12 protein-coding genes are annotated in these 13,328 nt (G+C 70.7%); 7 read left to right on the forward strand and 5 right to left on the reverse strand.

Annotated features, from left to right (window positions below):
* Nucleotides 1–12 precede the first annotated feature (12 nt).
* Complete coding sequence (locus AC1DGC_RS11120; RefSeq protein WP_394164292.1) at nt 13–288, forward strand: metal/formaldehyde-sensitive transcriptional repressor; 276 nt, start codon at nt 13–15, stop codon at nt 286–288.
* Between the two features lie 9 nt (nt 289–297).
* On the opposite strand, the gene AC1DGC_RS11125 is transcribed toward AC1DGC_RS11120, so the two are convergent.
* A complete protein-coding gene (locus AC1DGC_RS11125) occupies nt 298–669 on the reverse strand; it encodes a MerC family mercury resistance protein (protein WP_478047871.1) in 372 nt (123 codons plus the stop codon).
* Between the two features lie 179 nt (nt 670–848).
* On the opposite strand from AC1DGC_RS11125, the gene AC1DGC_RS11130 reads away from it, so the two are divergent.
* The gene (locus AC1DGC_RS11130; RefSeq protein ID WP_478047872.1) at nt 849–1,088 is read left to right on the forward strand and encodes a hypothetical protein; all 240 of its coding nucleotides are present in this window, start codon (nt 849–851) and stop codon (nt 1,086–1,088) included.
* 99 nt (nt 1,089–1,187) lie between these two features.
* Here the strand turns inward: AC1DGC_RS11130 and AC1DGC_RS11135 are convergent, their stop codons facing one another.
* Both AC1DGC_RS11135 and AC1DGC_RS11140 read right to left on the reverse strand, forming a co-directional pair.
* Nucleotides 1,188–2,798 (reverse strand): ABC-F family ATP-binding cassette domain-containing protein, encoded by a 1,611-nt coding sequence (locus AC1DGC_RS11135; protein WP_478047873.1) that lies wholly within the window; start codon nt 2,796–2,798, stop codon nt 1,188–1,190.
* A gap of 171 nt (nt 2,799–2,969) precedes the next feature.
* Nucleotides 2,970–3,872, reverse strand: a complete 903-nt coding sequence (locus AC1DGC_RS11140) for a LysR family transcriptional regulator (RefSeq protein ID WP_478047874.1) — start codon at nt 3,870–3,872, stop codon at nt 2,970–2,972.
* A gap of 228 nt (nt 3,873–4,100) precedes the next feature.
* Here AC1DGC_RS11140 and AC1DGC_RS11145 point away from each other — a divergent pair, with 228 nt between their 5' ends.
* The 3 genes from AC1DGC_RS11145 to AC1DGC_RS11155 all read left to right on the forward strand — a co-directional run bounded on the left by AC1DGC_RS11145 (nt 4,101) and on the right by AC1DGC_RS11155 (nt 7,586).
* Nucleotides 4,101–5,294 (forward strand): serine hydrolase domain-containing protein, encoded by a 1,194-nt coding sequence (locus AC1DGC_RS11145; RefSeq protein ID WP_478047875.1) that lies wholly within the window; start codon nt 4,101–4,103, stop codon nt 5,292–5,294.
* Nucleotides 5,295–5,305: 11 nt separating this feature from the next.
* Nucleotides 5,306–6,508: an MFS transporter gene (locus AC1DGC_RS11150; protein WP_478047998.1), complete on the forward strand. Its 1,203-nt coding sequence runs from the start codon at nt 5,306–5,308 to the stop codon at nt 6,506–6,508.
* Nucleotides 6,509–6,629: 121 nt separating this feature from the next.
* Nucleotides 6,630–7,586, forward strand: a complete 957-nt coding sequence (locus tag AC1DGC_RS11155) for a polysaccharide deacetylase family protein (RefSeq protein ID WP_478047999.1) — start codon at nt 6,630–6,632, stop codon at nt 7,584–7,586.
* A gap of 12 nt (nt 7,587–7,598) precedes the next feature.
* Here the strand turns inward: AC1DGC_RS11155 and AC1DGC_RS11160 are convergent, their stop codons facing one another.
* Nucleotides 7,599–9,200 carry an EAL domain-containing protein gene (locus AC1DGC_RS11160; RefSeq protein ID WP_259207256.1) on the reverse strand — a complete coding sequence of 534 codons (1,602 nt, stop codon included), beginning with the start codon at nt 9,198–9,200 and terminating at the stop codon, nt 7,599–7,601.
* Nucleotides 9,201–9,458: 258 nt separating this feature from the next.
* On the opposite strand from AC1DGC_RS11160, the gene cycA reads away from it, so the two are divergent.
* Nucleotides 9,459–10,838, forward strand: a complete 1,380-nt coding sequence (gene cycA / locus AC1DGC_RS11165; protein WP_259207255.1) for a D-serine/D-alanine/glycine transporter — start codon at nt 9,459–9,461, stop codon at nt 10,836–10,838.
* Nucleotides 10,839–10,942: 104 nt separating this feature from the next.
* Nucleotides 10,943–11,716, forward strand: a complete 774-nt coding sequence (locus AC1DGC_RS11170; protein ID WP_478047876.1) for a lytic transglycosylase domain-containing protein — start codon at nt 10,943–10,945, stop codon at nt 11,714–11,716.
* Nucleotides 11,717–11,734: 18 nt separating this feature from the next.
* Here AC1DGC_RS11170 and AC1DGC_RS11175 read toward each other — a convergent pair whose 3' ends face one another.
* Nucleotides 11,735–13,261, reverse strand: coding sequence for a tetratricopeptide repeat protein (locus AC1DGC_RS11175; protein ID WP_394164284.1), 1,527 nt, complete (start codon nt 13,259–13,261; stop codon nt 11,735–11,737).
* Nucleotides 13,262–13,328: the final 67 nt, after the last annotated feature.

The raw sequence follows: 13,328 nt of genomic DNA on the forward strand, positions 1-13,328 counted from the left end.
TTCTTCTGCCCCATGTCGCACGTCCAACACCAACGAAACCCGCTGCTGGCCCGGGTCCGGCGCATGGCCGGCCAGGTGGCCGCGCTCGAAACCTCGCTGCAGTCGACCGATGCCGATTGCACGGACGTGCTGATGCAGGCCGCGGCGGTACGCGGCGCGGCGCATGGCCTGCTGATGGCGCTGCTGGACGAGCACCTGCAGGAACACGTGGTCAGCCCGACCGACCCGGCCGAACGCGCCGCCGAGGCGCAGGTGCTGGTCAGGCTGCTGCGCGCCTACGGCAAATAGCGCGCCCGCTCAGTGGCGATGACGGCGCCACGCATTCCACGCATGGGTGGCGGCCAGCAGCAGGCTGCCGGCGACGGTCATCGGGGTTTCGCTGTCGTGGCTGGGCCAGCCGGCAGCGCCGGCCAGTAGCAGCAACAGCCCCACTACGGCGCTGGTGACCGCGGCCGCGGGCAGGCGCTGCTGCCGATGCGCGCGCCACAGGGCGAAGCCGGTCATGGGCGCGGCGACGGCCACGAACAGCCCGTGCACCCACTCGGCCTCTGCCCACACGCCCAACAGCGGCAGCGCCGCGGCCAACAGCGGCAGGGCCAGGCAATGCAGCAGGCACAGGCTGGAAAGGGCGATGGCGCTCGCATCGAGCAGGGTGGACGTACGCTTCATGGGTGGGGGCCCGGGATCAGTTAATGTTATAGAGTAACATTTCTAATGCGTGTCCGATGCCCGCCTTGCCATGCTGGCCAACCGCGTGGACCGGGTGGCGCGCTGTCCGGCGTGGACGCGGCCCCCGGACCGCACCGGCCGGCGTCGGGCATGTCGCGCGCACGCGGGTGGCGGCCGGGTTGGAAGACACCTCCCCGCTGCTGCCGGCACCGCGGGTGCCGTATACCGAGGTGGGCTGGGTACGCCAACCGGCAGATTGCTGGACCGCGCCGATGCCTGGCATGGAGAAGATGGACGACGCCGGCCAGGACCAGGCGATGCGCCGGATGTGGCACCCCTGGTTGGGCGATCGCCGCCCGTTGATCGGGGTGGAGATGGATGAGCGCACGGTGCGGCGGCGTTCGACGCCTGTCTGCTGATCGATGCGGAGATGCAGGCCGGGCCGATGCTGTGGCAGTTGCTGCCCGATGCCGTCCCGGCGTGGTCGCGCGGGTAACCCGACCACGCCGACATACTGCCTACACCACCGTCAGCGCCCAGCCTGCCTCGGCCGCGTCCAGGTAGTGGCTCACGCCGACCGCATCGAGCAGCGCCGGGTCGTGGGACACGATCATCAGCGTGCCGGGGTATCGGGTGAGCATCTGCTCCAGCGCGGCCAGCGAAGGCAGGTCGAGGTGGTTGCCCGGCTCATCCAGCAGCAGCAACTGCGGCGGATCGCGGGCATACAGCACGGCGGCCAGCGCGGTCTTCAGGCGCTCGCCGCCGCTGAGGGTGGACAGCGGACGCAGGCAGCGATCGCCCGCCAGGCCGAGCAGGGCGAGTTGGGTGCGCAGCGTTGCCTCGCTGGCGTCGGGATGCGCGTCCTGCAGCAGTGACAGGGCCGTGGCCTGGGCCGGCAACGCGGACAGCGACTGGTCGAGCAGCGCCGTGCGCGCAGCCACCGTGCACTGGCCGGCCTCGGCGCCGAGCTGCCCGGCAAGCAGCCGCAGCAGCGTCGACTTGCCGCTGCCGTTGCGGCCCCGCACGCCGATGCGCTGGCCGCGCTGCACGCACACGCTGATGCGCTGCCACGGCGGGGCCACCCACGGCAGCTGCACGTCGACCAGTTCGGCCACGCGCTGCGGACCGGGATCGGCCAGGGTGGGCGCCAGCAGCGCGATCTCCACCGCCTCCTCCACCTGTGCGGCAGCGTCGCGCACGCGCGCGTCCACGCTGGCAGCGCGCTCTACCTGCCGGGCCTGCCAGCGCCCGGTGCTGTTCTCGCTGCGGTTCTTCATGCCACCGAGCAGGATCGGTGCCTGGTTGGCGGTGCGGGCCGTACGCTGCGCGCGTGACTGGCGGTGCTCGATGCGCTCGCGTTGTTCGCGCTGATCGTCCTGCAGTTGGCGACGCTCGCGCCGGCGCAGCGCAAGCACCGCATCGGCAGCGGCGCGTTCGTCCTGTTTCTGGCCTGCATACAAGGCGTAGTTGCCGCCATAGCTGCGCAGCCCGGCCGGGGAGAGTTCGACGATGCGCTGCATCGCGCCGAGCACGCTGCGGTCGTGGCTGATCACGATCAGGCCACCGCGCCACCCGGCCAGGGCGTCGAGCAGGCGGGTGCGGTGGGTACTGTCGAGGTGGTTGCTGGGCTCGTCGAGAATCAGCGCATCGGCGTTGGACAACAGCGCACCGGCCAGCGCCACCTGCATGGCCTGGCCACCGCTGAGCGAGGCCGCCGGGCGTGCCGGATCCAGCGCGGGCAGGCCCAGCCGCGTCCACTGCGCCTGCAGTTGGTCGCGGATGTCCCAGCGCTCGCCGACCGTGGCGAAATCGTCCGGATCGACGCTGCCGGCCTCGATGCGGGTCAGGGCGTGCAGCAGCGGGGCGACCCCGGCGAGGGCGGCAATGCTGCCGGCCGGTGGCCCGGCGTGCTGGGCCAGCAGGTGGACCCGGCCCTGGCGTTGGACCTGCCCGCTGCTGGGTGTGCGCTGGCCCGCGAGCAGGCCAGCGAGCACGCTCTTGCCCACACCGTTGCGGCCGACCAGGCCGGTCGGAGTGGTATCGAACTGGGTGCTGATATCGGAAAACAGGACCCGCCCATCGGGCAGGGTGCAGGTCACGCGGTCGAGCGTGAGCGAGAATGCGGTCATGCGACCTCCATGGATGCCGTGGATGCTCCCCGCGAAGGCGGGAAGGTCACTGGCCGTCTGGCGACGGCGGGGCATCAATGGCGCATGCGGGCATACCTCATTACACAGGCGACTGGCTGTCGCGCGGCCAGTATAGGTTTGCCGTGGCCGCAGGCGGTGAATGGCGGCTGTTCAGCAGCTCACGCCGGTGAGCCGGGCGCTGACGAAATCGATGAACACCCGCAGCTTGGGCAGCACGTGGCGGCCCGAGGGCCACAGCAGGTGGAAGGTGCCACAGGCATGGATCTGCTCGGGCAGCACCCGCGCCAGGCGGCCGTCGGCCAACGCCTCGCGCACCGAGTGCTCGGGGATGTAGCCGATGCCGCGCCCGGCCAGGGCGAACGCCAGGCGCGCTTCGATGGTGTTGGAGACCATCGCCACCGGCAGCTCCAGCGCGGGCGCGCCGGGTTCGCGCGGGAGCGGCCACGGTTCCAGTTTGCCGCTGGTGGGAAAGCGGTAGTGCAGGCAGTCGTGCTGCAGCAGGTCCGACGGTGTCTGCGGGATGCCGCGCCGCGCCAGGTAATCCGGCGAGGCGACCAGATAACGCGGGAATACCCCGAGCCGGCGTGCGCTGAGCCGCGAGTCGGAGGGCTCGCCGACCCGCAGCACGGCGTCGAACCCCTCTTCGATCACATCGACCATGCGGTCGTCGAAATCCAGTTCCAGGCGGATGCCGGGGTAGGCGGCCATGAAGTCGGACAGGATCGGCAGCGACAGGTCGCCGACCAGCGGCAGGCTCAACCGCAGCGTGCCGCAGGGAGCGGCCGCCTGCTGGGCCAGTTCGGTCCGGCCGGCGTCGAGCTCGTCGAGGATGCGCCGGCAGCGCAGCAGGAAGCGCTCGCCCTCGGCGGTGAGAGTGACGCTGCGCGTGCTGCGGTGGAACAGGCGCACGCCCAAGGCCTGTTCCAGCCGGGTGACGGTCTTGCCCGTGGCCGAGGCGGACACGCCGAGCAGGCGCCCGGTCTCGACGAAGCTGCGGGTGTCGGCCACGTGCACGAAGGTTTGCAGGTTGCCCATGTTTTCCAGCGCGGACATGGCCGTACCAAGGGGGAAAGCGGCCACTTTAGCCGCCCTGGGGCCGCTGGCGCCCCTCGAGATGGGACGCAGTGGTGCGTCGGGACGGCCCTCGGCCGGATCCCTTGCTGGTATGGGGTTGTCCATCATTGCGGAATCTGGTGTCCGGAATGTCTGGAGCGCTGCCTGGGTGTTTGCCGGGGCAGTGAAGGCCGAGGATGGCGCTCCCCTCCTGCTGGACCGTCCCCCATGTCCTCCGTCCTGGACCTCCCTGCCGTTGCCGCTGCCGATCCGCGCCTGGCGCCGGTCGATGCCGTGCTGTCTGCCGCCCATGCCCGCCACCAGATCGTGGGCGCGGTGGTGCTGGTGCGCCGGCACGGCCAGCTCGTCCACGCCAGCGCCAGCGGTTGGGCCGATCGCGAGCGGCAGCGGTCAATGTCGCGCGATGCGCTGTTCCGGCTGGCCTCGGTCAGCAAGCCGATCGTGACCGCCGCGGCGATGCGGTTGGTGGCGCAGGGCCTGCTGTCGCTGGATGCGCCGATCACCGACTGGCTGCCCGACTTCCGCCCGGCGCTGGCCGACGGCCGCCGCCCGGACATCACCCTGCGCCATCTGCTCAGCCACAGCGCGGGGCTGGGCTATCGCTTCCTGGATGCCGACGCCGACGGCCCGCATGCACGGGCGGGCGTCAGCGACGGCATGGATGACAGCCCGGTCAGCCTGCGCGAGAACCTGCAGCGGATCGCACGGGTGCCGCTGCTGTTTGCGCCGGGTACGGCGTGGCGGTACTCGCTGGGCGTGGACGTGGCTGGCGCGCTGCTGGAGGCGGCCACCGGCGTGCCGCTGGCGCAGGTGGTGCGCGAGCAGGTGAGCCTGCCGCTGGGGATGCAGGACACCGGCTTCCATACCGACAGCCCGGCGCGGTTGGTCACGCCTTATGTCACCGACACGCCGCAGCCGCACCGGCTGGCCGAGGGCGAGGTGGTGGCGCCGTTCGAGGGCAGCGCCGGCATCCGTTACAGCCTGGCCCGTGCAAGCGATCCGGCGGCGTTCGCCTCGGCGGGCGGCGGCATGGTCGGCACGGCCGACGACGTCATGCGTCTGCTCGAGGCGTTGCGTGGGGAGTCGCGCCGCGATTGGTTGCCGGCGACGGCCGTGGCGGCGATGGCGCGCGCGCAGGTGGGCGAGCAGGGACCGCCGGATGCGCCGGGCTGGGGCTTCGGACTGGGCTTTGCGGTATTGGACGATGCCGGTCCGACGGCCACGCCGCAGGCGCCCGGCAGCTGGCGCTGGGGCGGCGCGTACGGGCACAGCTGGTTCGTGGACCCGGCGCGTGGGCTGAGCGTGGTGGCCCTCACCAATACCTTGTACGAAGGCATGCACGGCGCGTTCGTCGAGCAACTGCGCGATGCGGTGTACGCCGCGCTGGAGGTGTCGGCATGAGTGGCGCAGGCATGCATGGAGACGCTGGCACCGCCGCACTGGCGGTCGAGTCGGCCGCGTCCGCGCGCCTGCCGCTGGCGGGATTGCTGGCCCTGGCCTGCGCGGGCTTTGTGACCATCCTGACCGAGGCGTTGCCGGCCGGCCTGCTGTCGCCGATGAGCGCCGACCTGGGCGTGAGCCGCGCGCTGGTGGGCCAGTTGGTGACCATCTATGCGATCGGCTCGCTGGTGGCGGCCCTGCCGATGACCGCGCTGACCCAGCGCCTGCCACGTCGCCCGCTGCTGCTGGCCGCGATCGCCGGCTTCGTGGTGGTCAATACCCTCACCGCCTTCACCCACCAGTACGCGGTGATGTTGGTGGCGCGCTTCATCGCCGGGATCAGCGCAGGCCTGCTGTGGTCGCTGGTGGCCGGCTATGCCAGCCGCATGGTGGTGCCGCGGCTGCAGGGCCGCGCCATCGCGGTGGCGATGGTGGGCACGCCGCTGGCGTTGTCGTTGGGCATCCCGGCCGGCACGTTGCTGGGCCAGACCATCGGCTGGCGCTGGGCATTCGGGTTGATGTCGCTGCTCAGCGTGGGCCTGCTGCTGTGGGCGCGGTTGGCATTGCCGGCGTTGTCGGCACCGGGCGCGGGGGCGCGGCAGCGGCTGGGGGATGTGTGGCGGCTGCCGGGCATGCGCGCGGCGCTGCTGACGATGTTCCTGTACGTCCTGGCGCACAACGTGCTGTACACCTACATCGAACCGTTCGCCGCGCTGGCCGGTGCCGCGCCGTGGCTGGACCGCCTGCTGCTGGTGTTCGGCGTGGCCGCGCTGCTGGGCATCTGGATCACCGGGATCTGGGTGGACCGCTGGCTGCGCGTGCTGGTGATCGCCAGTACGGTGGCCTTCGCCGTGGCGGCCACGGCGTTCGCGCTGTGGCCGACCTCGCCGTGGGTGCTGGTGCTGGGCACGGTGCTGTGGGGCGTGGCCTTTGGTGGCGTGGCGACCCAGTTCCAGACCGCCGTGGCACGCCGCGCCGGGGCGGCGGGCGACATCGCGCAGTCGTTCGTGGTGACCGGTTGGAACCTGGCCATCGCCATCGGTGGCGTGGTGGGCGGGGTGATGCTGGAAACCCTGGGCGAACGCTGGCTGCCGGGCGTGCTGCTGGTATTGCTGGTGATGACGCTGATGGTGGTGGTGCGGCGGCCGCGTGCCTGGGCGCCCGCCGTGCATTGACAGGGAAAGGCCGCCGGGCATGGCCCGGCGCTATCGCCTTGCGTTGAAAACAACGGGTCGGGATGGGGCGCTATGCTGGGATCTGGATGAGGGGTTGGAGTCTGGCGTGCGCCGTACCGTGTTGCGATGGATGGGAATGGGCATGCTGGCCGTGGCCGGCGTGGTGCAGGCAGCGCCGGACCAGCGCATCGCGCTGACCATCGACGATCTGCCCTGGCAGCGGCTGGATGAGCGCAACGACCCGGAACTGGCGCAGCGCTATGCGCAGCTGCTGGCCGCGCTGACCGCCGCGCAGGTGCCGGTGGTGGGCTTCGTCAACGAGGTCAAACTGGAGCAGGGCGGCCAGGTGCAGCCGGCACGCGTGCAGATGCTGCGCGACTGGCGCGATGCCGGGTTGGAACTGGGCAACCACACGCGTGGCCATGTCGACCTGCACGCGATCGGGCTGGAGGCCTACGAGCAGGACATCCTCGACGGGGAGAAGACCCTGCGCCCGTTGTTGGCCGAGCGCGGCCAGGCGCCGCGCTGGTTCCGCCATCCTTACCTGCGCGCGGGGCGCACGCCACAGCAACGCGCCGCGCTGGCGACCTTCCTGGACCAGCACGGTTACCGGATCGCGCCGGTCACGGTGGACAACAGCGAATGGATCTGGGCGTTCGCCTACGACCACGTGCGCGATACCGAGACCGATCCGGCGCTGCGCGAGGCGCGCCTGCGGCAGCTGCGGCGTGGCTACGTGCCCTACATGCTCAACAAACTCGACTACTACGAGGATCAGTCGCGGCAGCTGTTCGGGCGCTTGCCGGCCCAGGTATGGCTGATGCACGCCAATGCGTTGAACGCCGACAGCATCGGCGAGCTGATCGCGGCCACCCGGCGCCGCGGCTATACGTTCATCACCCTCGAACAGGCGCTGCAGGACCCGGTCTACGCGCATGCCGATGGCTACAACGGCGCCGGCGGCATCAGCTGGATCCACCGCTGGGCGATGGCCGAGGGCAAGCCGCGCAGTTTCTATGCCGGCGAACCCAAGGTGCCACGCTGGGTATTGGCGTTGGCGGGCATCGCCGACGAATGAAGGCGCGCGCGCTCAGTCCTCGACGGCGTTGTTGGGGTTCTGCATGTTTTCCGGCGCCTTGCCGTACTGCTGCAGGCGCTGGTGGTGGAAGGCGATGAAGGCGTCCGGTGGCAAGGGCCGGGAGAACAGCCAGCCTTGGCCGAAGTCGACCTGGCGCGCCTGCAGGTAGGCCAGCTGGGCCGGGGTTTCGATGCCTTCGGCGACGATGGACAGGCCCAGCGTCTTGGCCATGTCGATGATGTGCGAGGTGACCGGGCTGGTGGCGCTGTCGGTGCCGATGGCATCGATGAAGGACTTGTCGATCTTCAGCGCGTCCAGCGGCAACTGCTGCAGGTACTGCAGGCTGGAATAGCCCACGCCGAAGTCATCGATGGCCACGCAGTGCCCGGCGCGGCGCGCGACCGCCAGGGTGTTGCGCGCGCGCTGTACATCGATGAAGCCCCGCTCGGTGGCTTCCAGCCAGATCTGCTGGGGATGGATGTCGGTGCCGGCCAACTGGCGCGTGAGCACCTTCAGCGCCCGCCCGCTGCTGACATCGCTGGCGGACAGGTTGATGGCGATGTGCACGCTGCGGTCCTGGACCAGCAGATCGCGCATGTCCTCGATCACCCGCTCGATCACCTGGTCGGTGAGCGCGTCGATCAGGCCGTGTTCTTCGGCCAGGGGGATGAACAGGTCCGGGCGCACCTGGGTGCCATCGGGGCGGGCCCAGCGCACCAGCGACTCGGCGCCGATGCAGATGCCGGTGTCCAGCTCGATGATGGGTTGGTAGTGCATGAAGAACTCGCGCCGGCGCACCGCGGTGGCCAGCTCGGCCGGCAGCGACAACCGTCGGCGCGACAGCCAGACCACCCCGCCCACCGCTGCCAGCGCGCCCAGCACGCCCAGCGGGATGAACTGGCGGAACTGCTGGCGGAAGCTGGCGATCAGGTCGGTACGCGGCGCGGTGGCGATGGCCAGCCACTCCTGGTCCTGGGCGGTGGCGTACAGGGTGTGGCCGTCCATGCCGCTGTGCGGTTCGCGCAGCAGGCGCTGCAGAAGCTGCTGGTCGAGGATGGCCTGCTGGGCGATCAGGCGCCCGTCCGGGCTGGCAACGGCCAGGCGGACGTTCGGGTCGGTGATGACATCCACGAAGCGTTCGGGATCCATCAGGATGTCGTACCGGTCCAGCTTGACCGCAATCAGGGCGGTGCCATCGCCGGCGATCGGGTGCACGTCCAGGGTGATGCCGGCGCCATCGGCGGTGATGTGGTCCGGGGTCGGCTCGGGCACGTGGTTGTCCATCATCCCCCACGAGGTGCAGCGCAGCCGCCCGTCCTCGAAGTAGCCGATCTGCTCGGCCGAGCGGGTGCCCAGGGTCAGGCTGCGCATGAGCTGCAGGTGCTCGGGCGAACACGGCGGCAGGGTGCTCTGGTTGAGCCGGCGCAGCGCCACCAGCCCGGTCTCGTACGCGCGGTGGGCGCGCAGCAGGGTGCGTTCGGCGGTGACCTGCAGGCGGTCGTGCTCGGCATCGGTGGCCCGGCTCCAGGTGGCATAGGCCACCGAGGCGATCGGCACGAGCGCGCCGAGCAGGGCGAACAGCACGGTGGCGGCGATGATCCTGGGGCGGTTCAAGCAGACCTCGATGCCGGGAGGGTGGGGGACGTCGAACGCCATGGCCGGCGGCGGCTGATCGATGCCCCCGGTGCGCTATATCACCATTTGTGGGCGGCGATGGGAATCGGAATACCCCGCACGCGTCCGCCCGGGCAGGTCCGGCCGGGCCGGCCGGTGCCGGGCGCCGGGGCAAAGCCGACGCTGCCTGCACGCGGCAGTGGTCAAACCGGCGGCGCTCTTCTATGTTCCTAGCCATCGCCCTGCTGGCCCGCATCCATGTCCGATCCGACCGTTCCCCCCGACCACCTCCGGCGCAGCCTCTCCAACCGACACCTGCAGCTGATCGCCATTGGCGGGGCCATCGGCACCGGGCTGTTCATGGGATCGGGCAAGACCATCAGCCTGGCCGGCCCGTCGATCATCCTGGTCTACCTGATCATCGGCGCGATGCTGTTCTTCGTGATGCGCGCGATGGGCGAGCTGCTGCTGTCCAACCTGGCGTACAAGTCCTTCATCGACTTCTCCACCGACCTGCTGGGCCCCTGGGCCGGGTTCTTCTGTGGATGGACCTACTGGTTCTGCTGGATCATCACCGCGATCGCCGATGTGATCGCCATCGCCGCCTACGCGCAGTTCTGGTTTCCCGACCTGGCGCCCTGGATACCGGCGCTGCTGTGCGTGATCCTGCTGCTCAGCCTGAACCTGGTGACGGTCAAGCTGTTCGGCGAAATGGAGTTCTGGTTCGCGCTGATCAAGATCATCGCCATCTGCGCGCTGATCATCACCGGCTTCGGGCTGGTGGCGTGGGGCTTCACCGCGCCGTCGGGCCACCAGGCCTCGTTCGCCAACCTGTGGAATGACGGCGGCATGTTCCCGATGGGCCTGGCCGGCTTCTTCGCCGGGTTCCAGATCGCGGTCTTCGCCTTCGTCGGCATCGAGCTGGTGGGCACCACGGCCGCCGAAACCGCCGACCCCGAGCGCAACCTGCCCAAGGCCATCAACTCGATCCCGATCCGCATCATCGTGTTCTACGTGCTGGCGCTGATCGCGATCATGGCGGTCACCCCGTGGCGCGAGGTGGTGCCGGGCAAGAGCCCGTTCGTGGAGCTGTTCGTGCTGGCCGGCATCCCGGCCGCGGCGAGCCTGATCAACTTCGTGGTGCTCACCTCGGCCACCTCGTCGGCCAACAGCGGCATCTTCTCGACCAGCCGGATGATGTACGGCCTGGCCGAGGAGGGGCACGCCCCGGGCATGTTCGCGCGCCTGTCGCGGGCGGCGGTGCCGGCGCGCGGGCTGTTGTTCTCCTGCGTCTGCCTGCTGCTGGGGGCGATGCTGATCTACCTGATCCCCAACCTGGTCACCGCCTTCACCCTGGTCACCACGCTGGCGGCGGTGCTGTTCATGTTCGTATGGTCGCTGATCCTGTGCTCGTACATCGTGTACCGCCGCCGGCGCCCGGACCTGCATGCGGCCTCGCGGTTCAAGATGCCCGGCGGCATCGCCATGTGCGTGGTCTGCCTGGCGTTCTTCGGCTTCGTGCTGGTGCTGCTGACCCTGCAGCCGGACACCCTGTACGCGCTGGCGATCAGCCCGCTGTGGTTCCTGCTGCTGGGCTTGGGCTACGCCGGCAAGCGCCTGGCGGGCGGCGGTCGCTGACGCGCCCCCGGGCCCGCCATGGCGGCGGGCCCGGTATTCACCTTCGGTTCGCGGCCACCGCCGGATGATCGCGCCGCACGACCTGCGTGCCCCGAACCGAGCCCATGAAACCGACCCTGCCTGCCGCGTTGGCCCTGTTGTCGTTGCTGCTGCCCTGGCCGGTGGCGGCGCGCACGGTGTACCGCTGCGTGCAGAACAACACGGTCAGCCTGGCGACCGCGCCGGAACCCGGCTCGCGCTGCACCGCCCAGCAGGTGGATGACAACGCGGTGCAGACCCCCAACCTCTGGGGCAACATGGGCGTGTTCAGCGGCACCTTGTACGAGCGCGAGCAGGACGGGGCGATGGTGTATTCCACGCGCAACCTGCCCGGCTCGCGGGTGTTCCTGAAGTTCACCGTGGCCACCCCGCCGGGCGAGCCGGCCCATGAAGGGCTGGGCAAGGTGGGCACGCCGCAACTCAACCGCCACGTCAGGCAGTTCAAGGCCGCGGCCAAGGCCACCGGCGTGGACGATGCATGGCTGCGCGCGATCGCGCATGCCGAAAGCGGCTTCGATGCCGGCGCGGTGTCGCCCAAGGGCGCCCAGGGCGTGATGCAGCTCATGCCCGACACCGCCACCGAATTCGGCGTGGCCGACCCGCTCTCCGCCGAACAGTCGATCAACGGCGGGGCGCGCTACATGAAGGCGCTGCTGAAACGCTACAAGGGCGACCGCACCCTGGCCGCGGCGGCCTACAACGCCGGCATCGGCGCGGTGACGCGCTACAAGGGCGTGCCGCCGTATGCCGAAACGCTCGCCTACGTGGAGAAGGTCAGCGCGTTGTACCAGCGCTACCGCGAGGCGATGGGGTTCAAGCTGGAGACGCCGGCGAAGTAGTCGGGGCGCGGTGCCGGCTCAGCGCGTGTCGTCGTCGCCGTACAACGCATAGCGTTCGATGCGCCCGACCTGCCGCACCGCGGCCTGCACGTCGGGGCGCTGCTTGAGCTGGCGCCAGCGCGCGGTGCGCGCGGCATCGCCTGGCAACGCCGGCACGGTGCGCATGTCCTGCAATGACAGCAGCGCATCGACGCGCGTACGCGGCGAGGCCAGCATCGCCATCAGCGCGGTCGCCGCGTCGTCCATGCGGTCGTCGGCCAGCAGGCCTTCCAGTGGGTTCTGCGGGGCCTGCGCACGCACCGCGGCCAGGGCCGTGCGCGCGCGATCGGCCCTGGCCGCGTCACGCAGTTGCAGCGCGCTGACCAGCTCGACCAGTGCGCGGGTGCTTTCGCCATACGCGCTGACGTCGCCGAGCCCGCTGACCTCGGCGAGCGCCGGCTCGGGCTGCTCCAGGCCGGCCAGCAACACGCCCAGGTTCAACCGTTGGCTGACGGTATCGCCGGTCGGATCGGCCGCGCGCACGGCCAGCCGCAGGGACGCGACGGCCTGCGCATGCTCGCCACGCCGGCGCAGCGCGGTGGCGCGCTGGTCCAGCAGCCAGGCCACGCTGCGGCGCTGCTCCGCCGGCAGCGCCTCGGGCCCTGCAGCGATGGCGAGCAGCGGTTCGGTCAGGGTCAGCACCTCCTCCTCCCGCCCGGCGACCAGCAGCAGCCGGCCGAACTCGGTGGTGAGGTCGTTGAACTGCGGGGTGCGCCGGAGGGTGTCGGACAACGACGCGATGCGCGCATGCACGGCGCGGACCGGGTCCAGGCGCGGATCATCGCGCTTCAGGTACGGATCGAAGCGCTTGTCGCTGCGCAACGCGATCAACTCACGGGGGCCGTCGATGCGGGACAGCGTAGTGGCCAGCGCCTCGGCCTCGCCGGCGTCGGCCTGCAGGGTGGCCAGGCTCAGCCACAGGTCGTCCGGTTCCACGCCATCGGACGTCCAGCCCTTGTCGAACAGCGCCTGCAGGAAGGGGCGCAGGCGCGCAGGCTGGTCACGCAGGTGCGCGGCCAGCGCCCATGCGAGTGCCGTGCGCAGGGTGGGCGTGCCCGGTTCGGTCTGTACCGCCCGGATGATGCTGTCCGCGCCCTGGTCGAGTTCGCCCGCATCGATCTGCAGCGAGCCGAGGAAGTAGCGCGCCAGGCTGTTGGACGGGTCCAGCCGCAGCGCTTCCCGCACGCGCTGCCTGGCCAGGGTCCACTGCTCCAGCGTGCCGGCCGTCCAGGCCGCCGCCATCCACACCGCGCTGCGCTGCGTGTCATCGAGCAGGGTCAGGCGCGGGTCCTGCAGCAACCGGTCGAACGCTTCGCCCGCACCGCGCGCATCGCCCTGTTGGCCCTGTTCGGCCGCGGCATCCAGTGCGGCGGCCAGGTCGGCCGGTACCGGCACCAGTGGCCGTGCGGCGCTGGCCGGGGCCGGGGCATGCGGCGCGGCGTGCACGCCGGGTGCGGCGTGCAGCGCAAGCAGAAGGGCGAGGGTAAGGCCGGCACCTCGGGTCATCGTTGCATCCTTGCCTCCATGGCGGTGGCCCGATTGAACCCCGGAAGCACGGCGCGCACAAGCCGCG

The sequence above is a fragment of the Stenotrophomonas sp. 05N37 genome (genome assembly GCF_056397365.1).